Raw genomic sequence first — 16006 nt, forward strand, 5'->3', positions numbered from 1 at the left:
TTATCACAAGTTCCTTATTCTTCTTCCAAATATTTTACTTTCTTCCCATGTTCGATGGCGTAGGCTATCTCAGACCTTGTGCTGTCCCCGATATAGCCACCGACATTGATTACAAATATCTCATCCGACATATCAATCTTTCGCTTATGGATATCATCCAGCATTTCTTTGGTTCTGGTAAGAGTTCCCTCATCCATGTTCCTACACATGTTTTATCGCATACAACTATTTTACACTCACTGCTATCATATCTGAACACGCATCCTGAAAATTTTTTATATAATTCTCCCATATACAAAAAGAGCCTTATAGATTTCCTCCATAAAGCCCTTTTACACATACCTCGTTATAATCTACTTTGTCAGCGTTTTCTTATGATAATTCTTATTGCCACAGTAAGGACACTTCATTTTCCTGCTCTTTTCTGCAAGTCGCTATGAATTTTCCTACTTTTTCCTGTTCCATGAGGAGCTCCTCCTTTCACAGTCACCATATCATCTTCATGACAATGGTACCATGAACTGTTGGTTGATATGAGTGAAAAGCTTGATTTTAGGCACCTCTACCATTAGTTGAGTACATTAGATCACAATTCAACCATTATAATCATGACATTTTCTTGTATATGTTCCCACAATTTGTCATAAGGCAGTGGTGTCAAAGAAACTTTTCCGGTGTGAATTGTCTTCCAGTCCATCCCATAGTAATCATTTAACACAATCCCTGAAGTCATATCGTTTCACTTCACAATTTTTTATTCCTATGGATGAAAACTCTTCATTATCCATCTCTCTGAAATACGATTCTATGATCCTCACCAGACCATTATGTGCTACAAGGATATACTCCTTATCGCCAGCCTTAATATCGTCAAGAAGGCCATAAATCCTATGAGCCGTCTGAAGCATGGATTCTCCTGTACCAAATCTGCTCGCCATATCTTTCTTGGCCTCATGAAACTCAGCTCCATCCCTGGGTGTGGACTCATATCTTCCAAAATTCTGTTCAATAAGCCTTGGCTCTATCTCCATGGGAATTCCGGTCACTTCTGATATGTGCCGTGCAGTTTCAGATGCCCTTATAAGTGGGGATGACAGAATCTTATCAGCAGTGATGCCCTTTTCAAGAATCAGCTTGCCAGTACGTATTGCCTGCTCATGGCCATTCTCAGTAAGCTCAATGTCTGTTGCTCCACATATCTTGTTTTCGACATTCCACACAGTTTCCCCATGCCTTATAAAATAAAAATGATCCATACTGTTCCCCATTACCTGCTCAATAGTTTCCATAATTATACACAAAATAATACGCCACCGAAACAGTGACGTATTACAAAATTGTATCATAACCTATTTTATTACTTCTTCAACATCTTTCTGAGCCTGACAAGTGCTGCATTTATAGACAAAGAGACCATCTGATGTGAGACTACTTCGAGTTTTGCAATCTCATCTTCACCAAGCCCCATCAAGAAATAAAGCTTGCATCTGCGTCTTTGCTTCTCAGGCAGCTTATCGAGCGCCTTGATCAGGCTATCGCCAGCAATAACAAATAACTAATCGTCATATGAATCAAATTGGAGTAGAATAGTCTGAAAGATAGGAGGATACCATGATTACACGTGATGAAGCATTTACACTACTTAAGAAATATAACAAAGATCCATTTCATATCCAGCACGCCCTTACTGTTGAAGCAGTTATGAAATGGTATGCTAACGAACTCGGGTATTCAAATGAAGAAGAACACTGGGGTATCGTTGGATTACTCCATGATATAGATTTTGAACTATATCCTGATGAACACTGCCTTAAAGCTCCTGAGCTTCTCAGAGATGGCGGTGTCAGTGATGATATAATCCATTCCGTTTGCTCCCATGGATATGGAATAACAGTCGGGAACGGAACCACAATAGATGTTGAACCCACCTTAGAAATGGAAAAGGTACTCTTCGCTGCGGACGAACTTACTGGATTGATCTGGGCCGCTGCCCTTATGAGGCCATCAAAGAGTACAAAAGATATGGAGCTCAAGTCTCTGAAAAAGAAATACAAGAGTAAAGGATTCGCTGCCGGGTGCTCAAGAGAAGTCATAGAAAGAGGCGCCACCCAGCTTGGTTGGGAGCTTGATAAACTTCTCACCATGACATTGCAGGCAATGCAGGCATGCGAAGATACAATAAATGATGAACTTGCTGCTGATCACATCTCAAGTAAAACAGCTTAATCCGTCTACACTAAAGCGCAGCCGATGTCTATGAACACCAGCTGCGCCTTTGCTTTATGTTAAAAAAGTTTTCTTCCAAGCCATATACAGATAGCTTACTTAATTTCGTCCGTGGTCCCATCTTTCTTTACCACTTCCAGCCTGCAGCCAAGTCCAAATGCTGCAACTGATCCGGCGATCAATGCCCACGGAGCTGCTGCAAGTCCTATTATACCACCGACTATACCTACATTTACAGGGACACTGAACACAACTTCATTGCCTTTCTTGATCTGTACTCTGTCCACGTTGCCCTCTTCAACTTTCTTTTTAAGCTTATCCATTGCCTCTTTGATATCCTCACTGATATCTTTTGTATCAGGCTGAATGAGCTTAATTGCAGCATCGGGATCTCCGTCTGTCTTTAACAGTGCTTCTTTTGCAGCTTTATACTCAACCCCTGTCTGTTCCATTACCTTTTCAATTGCTTCTAATGTGATATTCATGATATTCTCTCCTTTCATCATGTACTCATGCACGGCTGAAAAAACTTACCAACCCTACGATTACAAGTATCGGAAGTGCAATATATATTAACCCGCCAAACAGCATTATCATCAATATCGCAGGCAGGAATACGATATACAGCATCACCTTCATGATGCTCCAGGACGCCCTGAATGCAAATCCTATTAGTTTTCCAAATACACCGAAGAATAAAATCATAAACAACAATGTCATCATAACACTCACCTCTTTCACAACAACATCATCAGCAGTTACATCTCTTTTCTATCCATCGATCTCTCCTCTTTCTGTAGGTTTACAAACTTTTATTTTTTTCTGTTGATGTTATCATTATAGATGTTCCACTTCTTAGTTTACATAATTACTTCAGTGATATTGGGACAGCTATTTCACATTTTCAGCAAATTAAAAAGGAGAGCATCATGTCAACCTACGCTATTTCTGACCTTCACGGGCAATATGATATCTTTGAAAAACTGCTGGATGTAATAGATTTCTCTGAGAATGACTTCCTGTATGTTCTTGGAGATGCCATAGACAGGGGCCCTGATGGGATAAAGATACTTCAGAAAATAAACCAGCTCTTCACTGTAGCAATCTCCTGAATATATCCCTCATCATCATTTGGTGTCTCAAGGATAAAAGGGAGTCCGTCGAATACCGGATGCATCGCTATCCTCTTCATGGCATCCATGCCAATGAATCCCTGCCCCAACTTTTCATGACGATCCTTTGCAGCACCGCATGCGTTCTTACTATCATTAAAGTGAACTGCTTTGAGTTTGTCCAGACCTACAATCTTGTCAAACTGCTCCAACACCCCATCCAGGTTATCTACTATATCATATCCCGCATCCCAGGTATGGCATGTATCAAAACACACACCAAGCTTGTCGTTCAACTCTACTCCGTCGATTATTGCTTTTAGCTCCTCAAAGTTTCTACCCACTTCTGACCCTTTCCCCGCCATTGTTTCCAGGAGCACTGTTGTTTTCATCTGAGGGAAAAGAGCTTTGTTCAATCCTTCAACTATCTGTTCTATGCCTACGTCTGCCCCCTGACCGGTATGTGAACCAGGATGGAAGTTATAGTACTGTCCCGGAAGAGACTCCATCTTCTCAAGGTCTTTCTGCAGCATATCCAGCCCGTTAGCTCTTGTTTCCGGATTGGATGAACACAGATTCATTGTATAACTGCCATGAGCCACAAGCTTCCCAAATTTATTCTCCAAAAGGACCTTGGATAAAGACTTCACATCCTCAGGATCTATCTCCTTTGACTTCCCTCCTCTTGGATTTCTGGTAAACCACGCAAATGTATTTCCTCCAAAATCCAGCATTTGATGGCCCATGGCTTCATATCCATTTGTAACTGTCAAATGACAACCAATATAAATCATAATTGCAAATCTGCTCCAGTTAAGTTCTAAACATATTCTCTAAAATACATTATATCTGCCTTTCCAGTTCACCTAAAGCACCTTTTCACATGTCATCCATCTCATCTTCAAAGTCGAGCCACGCATCCAGCCTGTCATCTTCTCTATCCCGGCGGAGCTGTTCCTGACGGCGGTCGAACTCCTTCTTCTCGGGAGTTTGTCATCAGCGATATTCTTTATTAACGTCTCATCTTCAAGTTCATCTGCTATAATGATTACAGTGTAACTGGAAAGATCATGAAGCCTTTTTCCGGCGATAGCTCTTTTACCAATAAGGCTGTATGTGACATTTGATGTGATCTGTTCCGGATATATATGCTGTAACATTGGACACCTCCTTGTTGTACGATAAGGTTTGTTGTTATCTGTTGTACTCATCTTACAAAACAAAGAGTCCAATAATTACACCAACTGCATATTGTGGTTTTAGCAAAATAATATTTGGTTTACCACAATATGTACCGAATATATTATCAGGATATTAAGTAGAAACGGAGAATAATATGGGAAATAAAGAACCTCATATTGATGTTGTTTCAAACAAAACTATGGTAGACAAGATTGAACAGGTAAAGGCTAGGGTCAGATAGTACCCATTATCAATTAAGATACTTGTTCAGAGAAAATAACTGCCTTTTAGCATCTTCGTAGCCAAGCCAGTACAGATCACCGAGTTTATCAATGTTACCTTCAACACGCTTTACTGTAACATGTTCTGAAGGAGCTATTACAAATATCCTTCCTTCTTTTTCAAGCTGGTCGATCTCGTCGCATTCTTTGTTATAATCAGAATTCATATTTTCAAGCTTTGATGCGAACTCAGGATAGTTTTTATAAAAGTGCTGAGGCATTCCCGATTTTTTAACCTTTTTTCTGTAGCCTCTTTCTCTTGTCTTGATGACCACTATATTTTCATATCCCTGCTCCATGGCCCATCTGTATGGGATATGGCAGCTACATCCACCATCAAGGCACAGTTTCCCATCTACTTCCACCATCGGAGATACATATGGCATTGAAGCAGATGCCTTGATAGCAGATAGAATATCCCTGCATTTTCCTTTTTCAAAATAAACCGTTTTGCCGCTCCTGCAATCAGTCGCAACAGCCACAAAACGTCTGGCAGGATCATAGAATGTGCTTTCATCAAGCTTATCCAGCTTGTCATTTGGCTGGATGGCAAAGTCAACATTAAGCGGACTATGCGCATGAACAAGAGCCAGTGCACCAATATAATCAGGATCATGTCTGAATTCAAGGTTGCATCTGGCAGACCGTCCAACCTGGCCAGCAGCATAGTTGAGACCTGCCATTGCTCCAGCACTAACTCCAATGACGCACTCAAAGTTCAGGTTGTTTTCCATGAAAAAGTCCATTACTCCCTGATTGTAGAGTCCACGAAAAGCGCCGCCCTCAATCACAAGGCATCCTTTGGTAAGTCTTCCTCTTGCATGTCCATCCGGTATATCATTTAATTTTTCATATACTTTTTTGGTAATCATCAAACTAACTATCCTTTACATGTCCAGTCAAAGTCTTTTCTCTATTTCTTTAAGGCTATTACAGAAATCTTCGTCGTTGTGGTCAGAAACATGATATAGAAATTCATGGAACGGCATTACTTTCACATCGTTTACTTCTCTGGCATCAAACTCAAAGCCGCCCTCAGGCACTTCTACTCTGCACATAAAAACAGAAACAAGAAGTCCTGTTCCATCATCCCAGTCAACAATATTCTCATATCCAAGCTTTAGCTCATCAGCAGGAACTGTTATATCAAGTTCCTCTTTTACCTCTCTTGCAGCTGCTGCCTCCGGAGTCTCACCAGCCATTACAGCTCCGCCGGTCATGTCCCATTTACCAGCATAATATTTTGCCTTCAACGATCTCTGCTGAACAATATACTGCCCTTCGCCTTCCCCAGGCTCTGGGCTGTCAGCTGTCTTCATGATTATAAGCACGTGCCTGTAATATTCACCAGGCTTTTTAGGATCATGCTTAGGCCTGCTGATTCCTGTAAATTTTCCATCCCTTGTAAAAATGTCTATATATTCCAATTTTTCTTCCTCTTTAGTGTCATATCAAAGGTATTCCATAAATATCATAGGATGTGCAGTACAGAATGGAGTCTGCGCCATATACATTCCCAATGTATCATCATTATCATCCATAAGAACAACTGACTCCGGGGAAATATCCGGGAAGAGTTCTTTTACCTTGTTCATGACAATCTGCGGTTTTTCTTTTGCCTCCAGAGTATAAAAGCAATGGGATGCAGGGATGCCATAAAGTCTTTCAACCATTTCTGATTTCCATGCTTCATGTCCATGTGGCTCCCTGGATATGCAAAAGAGCCTGTTAACATCATGGCCACTGATATAGTCGTAAAGTGGTTTAAGCCTCTTGCAATCAGCATAGATATTTACATCTCGAAATTCCGGCGTTCCATCAAGTTCGTGATGTGCATGGTTTTTGCCATAATTGTAACTGGTCAGTGTTCCATCTATATCAAAGAATACAACTGTATCAGGTTTATGTAGTATTTCCCATATATTACTCATTCTCTCGAATCACCTAACTTTCACAAGTCCCCTGAAGAACTCTACTGCGTCATGAGATTGGACCAGCGATTGCCCCGATTACACTGCGGAGCACAAACATAACAAGGATGTTTTTTCTGCCATTCATCCTTTGCGAAAGTTGTTCCAATATCATGCATGCCTACCACTTCATTATGGTAATATCTCTTATTATTCCAAAGCATTCCCTTATCATGTTGTTGGGCAGATACCATGGCACTGTATAGGCTGCAATTCCATAAACATCCGCTTCCGTAAGCTTTTTTGCCAAATGTATTCCGCGGAAAACATGGAAATTATTTGTCACAATCCCAATCGACTTTAGTTTATCTGCCTCACCACCAGTAGTTCCGATGATATCAAATGAATTTGCTATATTTTCTGTTGTGTCCATGGCTCTTGTCTCTGCTATGATGCGGCCCGCTTCAACTCCTTTTGAGATTAGATACTCTTTTCCGCCTTCTCCCTCGGTAACGGATTCATTTCTTCCCTGCCCTCCTGAGACAATGCATATTGTCTCGGGATTATCCAGAAGATACTCATATGCCTCATCAAGTCTGTACTTAAATATGATACTCGGACCGTTTTCTCTCATCTGAGCTCCAAGTACAACGATATAGTCAATATCCTTTACTCCCTTGTCACCAAAGTGGCTTAACATTGCCGTCATGCAGACAGTAAAGACAATAAGCGCCACAATAATAAAACAGTAACAGGCTTCTCTTAGTACTGCCGGCACCTTCATCCATCTATCATCACCGGCAAAGAACCATGCACATCCGAATAATGCTGCCCCCACCAGCCATATAGCAAAAGAAAAGGTTCCACTTCCTACCATGTATATGCTCACAGAATAGATCAGGCATATGACCGTGAGCACGCAGAAAATGGCTCTCAAGTATTTCACAGTAAATCTTCCTTATCCCTTCATTTATATTTCAGAACAGGTTCAGCTGTTCATAGTTGCTTTTTCTATTAAGCTCAGGCAGGCCAAGCTCTTCTTCCACGTCCTCTGCAGTTTTATCAGCATAATAATATTTTCCGCACATGCATCCATTATACCTTATCCGGCATTAGAAAAAATTAATAATTTGTTCGATTGAAACAATAGTCTGATAAGAGTATTATAAAAAATATCCCAACATATGTTCGGAACATACATTCGATAATCATTCATGAGGATATGCGTATGGACAACAATTATAAGATCATAGCCGTTGATTTCGATGGTACTCTCTGCTACAGTAACTGGCCGGAACTTGGTAATCCCAATACCAGGCTTATCAGCTATCTGTTAAAAGAAAAAGCGGCAGGAAACAAAATCATACTCTGGACTTGTAGAGCCGGAAAAGCTCTTTCAGATGCTACCGCTTGGTGTCATGAACAGGGACTTACTTTTGATGCGGTTAACGATAATCTGCCTGAAATAGTTGAGCTCTATGGTAATAACAGCAGAAAGATCACCTGCGATATCTATATTGATGACAGAAGCGTCTTTATCGACTCCAAGGGCAATATGTCAGGAGCTGCCATATGATACCTGTAATAGAGTCAAAAGAGAGATGCTACCTCATCATAGACTTAAAGAGCTTTTTGTCAGAAGACTCGTGTCTTCCTGCTTGGCAATCTCATCCAGGATATCCTTGAGCTTAAGCATCTGAGCATTGTCCAGAAATACTACCATTCGCTGCAAAATAAAAATAGAAATAATCCTTCCGTTTATTCCATTTTATTTAAATAATACATGCATTACCGGTACGGAATAATCGGATACGCCGCCGTGATCAGATGACAGCACACGGACTTCTTCTCCCAAACGCACGAACTCTTTGACAAAGCGCTGAGTAGAAATCGAAAGACCATTGCTTTGATTGAAGTATTCTCCGCAAACAATTAGTATTTTCATGGTTGTTATCCTTTACAAAATCCCAATTTGTCTTAGTCTATTATCCTGAAATCTATATTTTTAACTTTTCACCGCTCTGCTTCATCTTTTTGTTTAGTAAGAGCAATACAATCTCACCTATTACAATCATCCCTCTTTTACTGCGTCCAAAGGAAAAGGTATTACATTTGATGGTTCATTTTGTTGTGCTGTCCAAAGCGTCAGTTTCTGCTGCATATTCATCCAGCTTTCTGGAGATGTATTAGTTGCCTTGCTTATCCTTATAGCCATTTCCGGGCTAAGAGAAGCTTTCTCATTAACAAACTCTGACAATGCTTTTCTACTTACTCCTAGCATTCTCGCTGCATCGGTAACTGTGAGATTCAATGGTTTCATTACATCTTCCAAGAATACATTTCCTGGATGTGTCGGTCTTCTAGTCATGTATTTTTCCTCCTTCCTCAGTGATAGTCCATGTAGTCTACAAGAAATGCATCCTGACACTCAAAGTAAAAAGTCATTCTCCAATTACCATTGACAGTAACAGACCACATATCCTGCTTATCACCTTTAAGTGGGTGTAATCTATACCCAGGCAAGTTCATATCTTGAGCACTGGTGCTGGCATCCAATCGGTCAAGCATTCTCGCTAATTTCGGTGCATGATCTGGCTGAATTCCCTTCTTTGAACCAGTTTCATAGAAGTCTTTTAAGCCTTTATGTGCAAACGATTTTATCATGTCATTATTATAACCTGTAACGTTACAGGTGTCAATCTTCCCTTCTGTATTATTTACCTTCTCCAGAATCTGATATTAAGCAAAATAGTTATAACTGTTCCAACACCGGTAATTATCAGCCGCGTGTTCATAGGTGTCACATCACTAAGTTCATAGCATAGAAAAGCGACAACCAAGCATCCTATAATACTTCTCAGGATCTTGGCAATAGTAAAACAGTGCTCAAGAACAAGCGTAGCAATTACAGTTACACCATATATAATCAGGCACGTTTTTGAATCCAATAAAAAAAAGACAGGGACGATAATCTGTTACGATCAATCGTCACCGTCTAAGGTAACACTATTAAATTATTTTGTAGAAAATCTTCGACTCTAATTACTGTGCATCGAAAATAACTTGCCTTGCTTCAATTCATCATCCGACCAGACTCTCTCATATGAACCACCAATTTTGCCAAAGATACTGTCCCAATACCTAAAGCCTGTCATCTCACCAGAATCAAGGTCATGACTCTTCAACCATGACAGCAGCAGGTTCCATGTCTTATCATCAATTATCGCTGACCAATTCTTCTTCGGATCAGTATTATCGTTATAGCTTATATTATCTGGATGAGTCGTTATGATACCATTAGTTCCTCTTTGCGCCATACCTCGAATCTCTAAGCTTGCGTAAAATTCCCCGGCTTCCGATGATGTCACTAAATTCGGATATTTCTAGCATAAAACGACAAAAAAGGAGCGAATCGCCACTATATTGATATATAATCCATGCAATGTGTAATGTTGAATGATGATAAAAACACTATTCTGTACGGATTTTAATCGTTCCAATTCTTCTTGTATAGACATCAAAGTTTCTTAAATAATTTGACGTTAAGCTATCAGAAATATTAAATAACTCACTTAAGTTATAATACTGTTTCATGTTTTGCTGTATACCATCATCATACTTATCAAATATTACATTCTGGGAGCTTTTCTTACCATCTTCCTCAATCTGTATAAATCCAATTCTATTGGTTTTTTCCATGGATTCTCTATAAAATAAGCTGAATTTTCTTGGTGGTGTGATTCCAGTATCTATCATGCTGCAAATCCTTGCTCCATATTTACTACTGTTTTCCCATACTTGATTAAAGCTACTGCTATACGATAAATATTTATCTTCATCCCTTACAGACGTATCTATATCACTTAATCCCCATTCTTTAGATATCTCTTCAACCGCTTGCTTAAAAAGCATACGCAATTCTTCTGATAAATAATAGAGATCCGCACCATAGTATACCCAATCCTTTTCTTCTCCATTCCATCCATTTTCCTTTGCTATTCTTTCTCCTTTTTCATCGCACACCAATTTTGCCATTATTGAATTCGAGCTTCTAAATTGTTCATATGTATCCAATATTATCTGCTTATTGGCATCTTGATCCATTCCAGATATTTTACGTTCCTGAATTAACGTGACTCTCATATCACGGCAGCAATCCTTAAAATAATTCTTGATTTTCTCATAATCTATCTCAGTATCAGAAAGAGCTTCTTTCAACTTCTCATTGATCTTTTTAATTTGACTATTTCCATAGGATGTTCCGTAACAATACTTAGGTATGCCAGCTATCGGTTGACAAATATCATTATAATTGCTACATGCCATAGGTTTGCTGTCCAATTTTATCTGGAACAAATCCCCATCATCTGCTTTATATACATTATTCCTTAGCTTTGTATTCAGAGCAGAATTCATTTCATCCGAAGCACCTATAATGGTCCACTTGCCAGACTCAACATCTATACTGTATGCACCAATACAATTTGAAATATTCATATTCATTATAAACGCTCCTATTCCTTAATCACTATATAAAAAGCACCTGCAAACAGGTATTTATCAATCCCTTGATTACAGATGCTATCCTTAGCTTTATCAGTTATAATTATTTTATCGGTCAAGGTCACTGTTTTCTTAATAATTTCGTTAAGAAAACTATGTAAGTGTCGTATCTATGATGGTAAAAGAAAAGACTTCCCGACCATATTTCTCAACTATTGTAGGTACGCCGTGTCCGCTTTGTTCTGCATACTTTGATGCCATAAATATCATAAGCAGACTCTTATTCACCGGCACGCTTGTTCCATTGAAGAATCCCTCCCGAGACAGTGAATATGGCAAGAGCTGCACTGTATATGATCAGCTGTGGATTTAAAAGAATCGATGCCATCATAAATGCTGCCAGTCAAGCTGCTCGTATATCCTGACAAGTCCCTCCGCTGTTATATCCACAGGCCACACACCCAATGCAGGGATGTATATTGGCATGACACACATCTATGACTTCACAGGTATGTCCGGCCTCTTTAGCTCCTCTTACAAACTCATCTGCAAGAATACTTGTGGAGCCATTTTTATTAGGACTTCCCATAAGTATTGTTATCTTCATTTTGCATCAGCCCCCTATTTCAATTTGCCATAGTCTTCATCCGATACAGCTTCCAGCCAATCGTTGCTTGTTTCTTCCCCGGCAACCTCGATTGCAAGGTGAGAGAACCATGAATCCGGTGCTGCTCCGTGCCAATGCTTAACTTCAGCAGGAATGTTAATCACCTTACCGGGAGTCATCTCCACTGCTTCTTTACCCCATTCCTGATAGTAACCTCTTCCACCAATACAAATCAGCATCTGTCCACCACCGCTTTTTGCATGATGGATATGCCAGTTATTGCGGCATCCCGGCTCGAAAGTCACGTTAAATACAGGTACCTGTTCCGTTGAAACAGGAGCAAGATAACTTTGTCCAACAAAGAACTGTCCGTATGGATTAGGATCTCCGATAGGAAAACAGATTGTATTCTGATATCTGTCCTTTTCTGTCAGTTCAGGAACTGCTTCATTCCAGACTTCCTTAGCAAGACGGAATACTGCCCATCCCTTAGGCCATCCTACATACATGGTGGCATGGGTTATGATTGCAGCTATCTCTTCTTTGCTTACACCATGTGCCTTTGCATTCTGAAGGTGATATGAAAGCGATGAGTCTGTGATGCCTGATGCCATAAGTGAAACCACTGTAATAATGCATTTGGTTTTAACATCAATCGCTTCCTCATTCCACACTTCCCCAAAAAGTACATCATCATTCAAGTGCGCAAACATCGGAGCAAACTTACCAAGCTGATCTCTTCCTGCGGTTTGTACGATTTTTTCTGCCATCTTATTTCTCGCCTCCTAATATTTTCTGTGCACCTGTAGTCCAAACATGTTTCTTTGATGCATCAGTTCTCTTATTCTGTGCCATGACACCTGCAAGCGGATGAGGCACATACGGCTCTTCGAGGTACTTTAATTCATCATCCGTAAGTTTTACGTCCACAGCCTTTACTGCACCTTCTATATGATGCAGCTTGGTTGCTCCCACCACAGGTGATGTTACCTTAGTAAGGAGCCATGCCAAAGATACTTCTGTCATGGTTACACCATGTTTTTCTGCAAGCTCTGCCACGCGGCCTATGATCACATCATCCTGCTCTTTAGTAGCATCGTATTTAAACTTAGCATAGGTATCCTGGGCAGCTCTCTTGGTATCGCCCTCACCCGGCTTTCTGGAAAGCCTTCCGCTTGCCAATGCACTGTAAGGAGTAAGTGCGATATTTTCTTCTTCACAATACGGCACCATCTCACGCTCTTCTTCACGGAAGATCAGATTATAATGCCCCTGAATCGAAACAAACTTTGCAAAGCCCTCTTTTTCTGCCAGAGCATTAGCCTTTGCAATCTGCCATGCGAAGCAGTTTGAAATGCCAATATATCTTGCCTTGCCTGCTTTTACGATACGGTTCAAGCCATCCATAATATCATAGATATCTGTATTCCAATCCCACATGTGATAGATATACAGATCCACATAGTCCATTCCAAGGTTCTGAAGGCTTGTGTTTATCATATTTTCTATATGCTGCTGGCCGGTGACTCCTTTTTCAATCTCTTCCGGTGTTCTCGGAAGAAATTTGGTCGCAACAACCACATCCTCGCGCTTTGCAAAATCTCTAAGTGCACGTCCTACATACTGCTCACTGGTTCCGCTTTGATAAGCGATTGCCGTGTCATAGAAATTAACTCCCAGGTCAAGACCTCTCTTAATAATTTCTCTCGAATGTTCCTCATCTATCGTCCAGCTATGCTGTCCCCTCGTCGCATCACCAAATCCCATACAGCCCATGCATATACGGGATACATTTAATTCTGAATTTCCAAGTTTTGTATATTTCATTGTCATACCCCTTTCCAATTACAGTACTTCATCAAGCCACTTTTTAATCACAGCTTCATCCGTGCGATACGGGCAATCTCTTCACCCACTTTTTTTGTCACACCGCTTGCTGAAAATACAGCAACTAAAATTTTTCCTGCCAATTTAATTATCCTTTCCTTTATGCAAAACAAGCCTCTGACCTTTGAAGGTCAGAGACTTGTAAAAAATCAGTTCATCTTTCCACAGTTTCCGACCTTTTCTCCGGTAACAAAATACTCATAGGTCGGGAATTCAAACAATACCGGCTTAAAGGTATGGTAATCAATCTTACCCTGCTCGTTTAAAACAGTTTCATCAGCATAGGTAGCAAGGATCTTGCAGATAAAGTGATCAAAGTTTTCCAGTTCATAGTTGCCATCAACTTCACATTCAATGGAAACTTTGGCCTCATCAATGATAGGTGCTCCGTTTTCACCCATTGTCCAGGCAAAAGCTTCAGACTTATCTTCTTTATTTCCGCTGATTGTTCCCATCTTATCAGCCTTTGCAAGCCATGACTCATCCACAACATTTACGGAAAGTTTTTTATTCTCGCGGATGCCCTTATTGATATAGTGAGCCTGTACCAGGGACACCATCAGATGAGTGTGTGCCACAGTTCCTGCATGTGCCACCAGTGTCCATGTAGGTTTATCATTTACCATTGCCCCAACAACGATTACAGGGCATGGATATAATGCAAGTGTTGCTCCGATCTTTTTCTTTGCCATATTATTTCATCTCCTTTTCCCAAAAACGAATTACATTAAGTTCCAAACTATCTGCTATTTTTTCAAGTGAAGATACTTCCTCATCTGTAAGTGTGATATTTGCTGCCTTTACTGCGTCAAGTACCTGGTTTTCTTTTGTAACACCGATGATTGGAAGCGTTCCCTTTGCAATGGCCCATGCCCATGCACCAAGGGCGATCTTAGGTAAATTTGCCATTTTGCTTTGTCCTCCTTAAATTTGTTGTTTTGTGTCAGTCTGTCATGCATTCTTGAATTGTTGATTCAAGAATGTATACTTTATAAAAGCTTCATCAGACAGTTATTGGTTATTTCAAAAATGGACTGGTACACATAGTCCACATTTGCCTCTTTCATGGCTTCCCTCTGCTTGTCTGTTACTGAGGTGTAAGGATATATTCCAAACATAAATGGAAAAAATATGTATATAAAGTTTTGAATCTCTTGAACGGATTTCCCTGGACAGAACTTTGTGAGAATCCTACATACATTCTTCATGGAATCTCCATAAGCCACCTTAAATGATGTCAGAAGCTCAGGTCTGCTGTTTTCTTCCATATCGTAATTATTCATAGCAAGAAGTTTTAGCAGCTGCTGCCTGTTGGCTATTGATGTTGCAAGTTTCTCTGCAATTTGCTGCTTAGTAAGCTTCTCATTATCATGAAGGATACTTTCCAGTTCTTCATTCCAGCGGTCGTATTCCCTCTCATAAAGAGCAAGAAAGATTTCTTCTTTTGTCTGGTAGTAGTTATATATTGTAGGTCTTGAGAAGGATGTTTCATTTCCAATCTCTTTAAGCGTAATATCCTTAAAGCTCATTGTCTGATACAACTTTTCACATGCGCTTATGATTTCTTCTTTTCTTGCTGCGGTTCTTTCCGGTGATCCCTTTGGCATATCTGCCCTCCAAATATTTTATTCTGACTTCGTGTCAGCATGAATTATAACCATCTTTTGACACCGTGTCAATATGTATTTTTTAATCAAAAAGACGCACAGAGACTAAACTCTGCACGCCTGATAGGTCTTCTCTATATTACTATTTGCCTTCACTTTGAAAATTATTTTTAGCAACTGGCTCTTTATGTTGTATCCGTACTTCCTACCTTGTACCACACTCTCTATTTCCGGAAAATAGAATTGGAAGAAGTGAAACTTCATAAGCAGGAAATAATCAAAGCAAGTCTTGCATATATGTTAAACTTATTGTTACGATATTTTCAATATTGTCTTTCCTTTCGACTCACCGGATGCCACCTTCTTCAGTGCCCTGTTCACATCACCCAAGTCATACACCTCATCTACGGATGCTTCTATATGGGTACAAGAACTTCTTTTTCTGAAATCTTTGGAATAGGAATATCCCTGATTTCCAGATCACATCCGTTCTTATCATATAAAAGGCAGACATAAGTAATAGCAGGACACATGTCATTCGACTCGTGGTTGATAATTCAGATGCTTTTCATATTTGGATATCAAATGATGGCGCTGAAGCCTGGGGCGCTGAGACATCCATCTCAATTCCCATTCCCATACCCTGAGGCATGCTCATGGATGTGGCAGGGGAAACACCGCTGCCGCCCAT

General features: G+C 40.1%; 25 protein-coding genes. 3 read left to right on the plus strand and 22 right to left on the minus strand.

Annotated elements, in window-relative coordinates:
* Window positions 1-14: 14 nt before the first annotated feature.
* The gene (locus tag BM146_RS16560) at window positions 15-209 is read right to left on the minus strand and encodes a hypothetical protein (RefSeq protein WP_242949427.1); all 195 of its coding nucleotides are present in this window, start codon (window positions 207-209) and stop codon (window positions 15-17) included.
* A 498-nt stretch (window positions 210-707) separates the two neighbouring features.
* Window positions 708-1256, minus strand: a complete 549-nt coding sequence (locus BM146_RS16565; protein ID WP_143087521.1) for a histidine phosphatase family protein — start codon at window positions 1254-1256, stop codon at window positions 708-710.
* A gap of 355 nt (window positions 1257-1611) precedes the next feature.
* Between BM146_RS16565 and BM146_RS16570 the strand changes: the two genes are divergently transcribed.
* Complete coding sequence (locus BM146_RS16570; protein WP_074891485.1) at window positions 1612-2226, plus strand: hydrolase; 615 nt, start codon at window positions 1612-1614, stop codon at window positions 2224-2226.
* A 95-nt stretch (window positions 2227-2321) separates the two neighbouring features.
* Here BM146_RS16570 and BM146_RS16575 read toward each other — a convergent pair whose 3' ends face one another.
* On the minus strand, window positions 2322-2711 hold the full coding sequence (locus BM146_RS16575; RefSeq protein WP_035764832.1) for a DUF4342 domain-containing protein: 390 nt from the start codon (window positions 2709-2711) through the stop codon (window positions 2322-2324).
* A gap of 25 nt (window positions 2712-2736) precedes the next feature.
* Window positions 2737-2949: a hypothetical protein gene (locus BM146_RS16580; RefSeq protein ID WP_074891487.1), complete on the minus strand. Its 213-nt coding sequence runs from the start codon at window positions 2947-2949 to the stop codon at window positions 2737-2739.
* Window positions 2950-3155: 206 nt separating this feature from the next.
* On the opposite strand from BM146_RS16580, the gene BM146_RS16585 reads away from it, so the two are divergent.
* On the plus strand, window positions 3156-3338 hold the full coding sequence (locus BM146_RS16585; protein ID WP_074891489.1) for a metallophosphoesterase: 183 nt from the start codon (window positions 3156-3158) through the stop codon (window positions 3336-3338).
* Here the strand turns inward: BM146_RS16585 and BM146_RS16590 are convergent.
* From BM146_RS16590 to BM146_RS16615, 6 genes are all read right to left on the minus strand, one after another.
* Window positions 3299-4132 (minus strand): deoxyribonuclease IV, encoded by an 834-nt coding sequence (locus BM146_RS16590; RefSeq protein WP_074891491.1) that lies wholly within the window; start codon window positions 4130-4132, stop codon window positions 3299-3301. The two genes, BM146_RS16585 and BM146_RS16590, sit on opposite strands and share 40 nt — an antisense overlap.
* Window positions 4133-4204: 72 nt before the next feature.
* Window positions 4205-4498, minus strand: coding sequence for a hypothetical protein (locus BM146_RS16595; protein WP_074891494.1), 294 nt, complete (start codon window positions 4496-4498; stop codon window positions 4205-4207).
* A 272-nt stretch (window positions 4499-4770) separates the two neighbouring features.
* Complete coding sequence (locus BM146_RS16600; RefSeq protein ID WP_083413620.1) at window positions 4771-5673, minus strand: patatin-like phospholipase family protein; 903 nt, start codon at window positions 5671-5673, stop codon at window positions 4771-4773.
* Window positions 5674-5700: 27 nt separating this feature from the next.
* Window positions 5701-6228, minus strand: a complete 528-nt coding sequence (locus tag BM146_RS16605) for an NUDIX domain-containing protein (protein ID WP_074891497.1) — start codon at window positions 6226-6228, stop codon at window positions 5701-5703.
* Between the two features lie 24 nt (window positions 6229-6252).
* On the minus strand, window positions 6253-6732 hold the full coding sequence (locus BM146_RS16610; protein WP_074891499.1) for a hypothetical protein: 480 nt from the start codon (window positions 6730-6732) through the stop codon (window positions 6253-6255).
* A gap of 160 nt (window positions 6733-6892) precedes the next feature.
* Window positions 6893-7657: a YdcF family protein gene (locus BM146_RS16615; RefSeq protein ID WP_074891502.1), complete on the minus strand. Its 765-nt coding sequence runs from the start codon at window positions 7655-7657 to the stop codon at window positions 6893-6895.
* A 282-nt stretch (window positions 7658-7939) separates the two neighbouring features.
* Between BM146_RS16615 and BM146_RS16620 the strand changes: the two genes are divergently transcribed.
* On the plus strand, window positions 7940-8287 hold the full coding sequence (locus tag BM146_RS16620; RefSeq protein WP_177201718.1) for a hypothetical protein: 348 nt from the start codon (window positions 7940-7942) through the stop codon (window positions 8285-8287).
* A 192-nt stretch (window positions 8288-8479) separates the two neighbouring features.
* Here BM146_RS16620 and BM146_RS19250 read toward each other — a convergent pair whose 3' ends face one another.
* From BM146_RS19250 to BM146_RS16670, 12 genes are all read right to left on the minus strand, one after another.
* The gene (locus BM146_RS19250) at window positions 8480-8656 is read right to left on the minus strand and encodes a glycosyltransferase family 4 protein (protein ID WP_143087522.1); all 177 of its coding nucleotides are present in this window, start codon (window positions 8654-8656) and stop codon (window positions 8480-8482) included.
* Between the two features lie 126 nt (window positions 8657-8782).
* The gene (locus BM146_RS16625; protein ID WP_074891508.1) at window positions 8783-9079 is read right to left on the minus strand and encodes a HigA family addiction module antitoxin; all 297 of its coding nucleotides are present in this window, start codon (window positions 9077-9079) and stop codon (window positions 8783-8785) included.
* 17 nt (window positions 9080-9096) lie between these two features.
* Window positions 9097-9375: a type II toxin-antitoxin system RelE/ParE family toxin gene (locus BM146_RS16630; protein ID WP_074891510.1), complete on the minus strand. Its 279-nt coding sequence runs from the start codon at window positions 9373-9375 to the stop codon at window positions 9097-9099.
* Between the two features lie 53 nt (window positions 9376-9428).
* Window positions 9429-9659, minus strand: a complete 231-nt coding sequence (locus BM146_RS19655) for a hypothetical protein (RefSeq protein WP_177201719.1) — start codon at window positions 9657-9659, stop codon at window positions 9429-9431.
* A 90-nt stretch (window positions 9660-9749) separates the two neighbouring features.
* On the minus strand, window positions 9750-10028 hold the full coding sequence (locus BM146_RS16635) for a hypothetical protein (protein ID WP_074891512.1): 279 nt from the start codon (window positions 10026-10028) through the stop codon (window positions 9750-9752).
* 154 nt (window positions 10029-10182) lie between these two features.
* Window positions 10183-11214 (minus strand): hypothetical protein, encoded by a 1032-nt coding sequence (locus BM146_RS16640; RefSeq protein ID WP_074891514.1) that lies wholly within the window; start codon window positions 11212-11214, stop codon window positions 10183-10185.
* Window positions 11215-11617: 403 nt separating this feature from the next.
* Complete coding sequence (locus tag BM146_RS16645; RefSeq protein WP_083413622.1) at window positions 11618-11821, minus strand: flavodoxin family protein; 204 nt, start codon at window positions 11819-11821, stop codon at window positions 11618-11620.
* A 14-nt stretch (window positions 11822-11835) separates the two neighbouring features.
* On the minus strand, window positions 11836-12591 hold the full coding sequence (locus tag BM146_RS16650) for a carboxymuconolactone decarboxylase family protein (protein WP_074891516.1): 756 nt from the start codon (window positions 12589-12591) through the stop codon (window positions 11836-11838).
* Window position 12592: 1 nt separating this feature from the next.
* Window positions 12593-13648 carry an aldo/keto reductase gene (locus BM146_RS16655; RefSeq protein ID WP_074891518.1) on the minus strand — a complete coding sequence of 352 codons (1056 nt, stop codon included), beginning with the start codon at window positions 13646-13648 and terminating at the stop codon, window positions 12593-12595.
* Between the two features lie 209 nt (window positions 13649-13857).
* Window positions 13858-14400, minus strand: coding sequence for a flavin reductase family protein (locus BM146_RS16660; protein WP_074891519.1), 543 nt, complete (start codon window positions 14398-14400; stop codon window positions 13858-13860).
* Between the two features lies 1 nt (window position 14401).
* On the minus strand, window positions 14402-14617 hold the full coding sequence (locus tag BM146_RS16665; protein WP_143087524.1) for an aldo/keto reductase: 216 nt from the start codon (window positions 14615-14617) through the stop codon (window positions 14402-14404).
* Window positions 14618-14697: 80 nt separating this feature from the next.
* Complete coding sequence (locus tag BM146_RS16670) at window positions 14698-15315, minus strand: TetR/AcrR family transcriptional regulator (RefSeq protein ID WP_074891522.1); 618 nt, start codon at window positions 15313-15315, stop codon at window positions 14698-14700.
* Window positions 15316-16006: the final 691 nt, after the last annotated feature.

The organism is Butyrivibrio proteoclasticus (assembly GCF_900115735.1).
Taxonomy (GTDB): domain Bacteria; phylum Bacillota; class Clostridia; order Lachnospirales; family Lachnospiraceae; genus Butyrivibrio; species Butyrivibrio proteoclasticus_B.

Coding starts and splice junctions, on each gene's coding strand:
- BM146_RS16580 (WP_074891487.1), bottom strand. CDS start 2,949: ATGATGACATTGTTGTTTATGATTTTATTCTTCGGTGTATTTGGAAAA.
- BM146_RS16630 (WP_074891510.1), bottom strand. CDS start 9,375: ATGATAAAATCGTTTGCACATAAAGGCTTAAAAGACTTCTATGAAACT.
- BM146_RS16655 (WP_074891518.1), bottom strand. CDS start 13,648: ATGAAATATACAAAACTTGGAAATTCAGAATTAAATGTATCCCGTATA.
- BM146_RS16595 (WP_074891494.1), bottom strand. CDS start 4,498: ATGTTACAGCATATATATCCGGAACAGATCACATCAAATGTCACATAC.
- BM146_RS19250 (WP_143087522.1), bottom strand. CDS start 8,656: ATGAAAATACTAATTGTTTGCGGAGAATACTTCAATCAAAGCAATGGT.
- BM146_RS16585 (WP_074891489.1), top strand. CDS start 3,156: ATGTCAACCTACGCTATTTCTGACCTTCACGGGCAATATGATATCTTT.
- BM146_RS16590 (WP_074891491.1), bottom strand. CDS start 4,132: ATGATTTATATTGGTTGTCATTTGACAGTTACAAATGGATATGAAGCC.
- BM146_RS16650 (WP_074891516.1), bottom strand. CDS start 12,591: ATGGCAGAAAAAATCGTACAAACCGCAGGAAGAGATCAGCTTGGTAAG.
- BM146_RS16570 (WP_074891485.1), top strand. CDS start 1,612: ATGATTACACGTGATGAAGCATTTACACTACTTAAGAAATATAACAAA.
- BM146_RS16640 (WP_074891514.1), bottom strand. CDS start 11,214: ATGAATATGAATATTTCAAATTGTATTGGTGCATACAGTATAGATGTT.
- BM146_RS16660 (WP_074891519.1), bottom strand. CDS start 14,400: ATGGCAAAGAAAAAGATCGGAGCAACACTTGCATTATATCCATGCCCT.
- BM146_RS16670 (WP_074891522.1), bottom strand. CDS start 15,315: ATGCCAAAGGGATCACCGGAAAGAACCGCAGCAAGAAAAGAAGAAATC.
- BM146_RS16575 (WP_035764832.1), bottom strand. CDS start 2,711: ATGAATATCACATTAGAAGCAATTGAAAAGGTAATGGAACAGACAGGG.
- BM146_RS16645 (WP_083413622.1), bottom strand. CDS start 11,821: ATGAAGATAACAATACTTATGGGAAGTCCTAATAAAAATGGCTCCACA.
- BM146_RS16600 (WP_083413620.1), bottom strand. CDS start 5,673: ATGATTACCAAAAAAGTATATGAAAAATTAAATGATATACCGGATGGA.
- BM146_RS16635 (WP_074891512.1), bottom strand. CDS start 10,028: ATGGCGCAAAGAGGAACTAATGGTATCATAACGACTCATCCAGATAAT.
- BM146_RS16565 (WP_143087521.1), bottom strand. CDS start 1,256: ATGGATCATTTTTATTTTATAAGGCATGGGGAAACTGTGTGGAATGTC.
- BM146_RS16665 (WP_143087524.1), bottom strand. CDS start 14,617: ATGGCAAATTTACCTAAGATCGCCCTTGGTGCATGGGCATGGGCCATT.
- BM146_RS16620 (WP_177201718.1), top strand. CDS start 7,940: ATGGACAACAATTATAAGATCATAGCCGTTGATTTCGATGGTACTCTC.
- BM146_RS16625 (WP_074891508.1), bottom strand. CDS start 9,079: ATGACTAGAAGACCGACACATCCAGGAAATGTATTCTTGGAAGATGTA.
- BM146_RS16560 (WP_242949427.1), bottom strand. CDS start 209: ATGTGTAGGAACATGGATGAGGGAACTCTTACCAGAACCAAAGAAATG.
- BM146_RS16610 (WP_074891499.1), bottom strand. CDS start 6,732: ATGAGTAATATATGGGAAATACTACATAAACCTGATACAGTTGTATTC.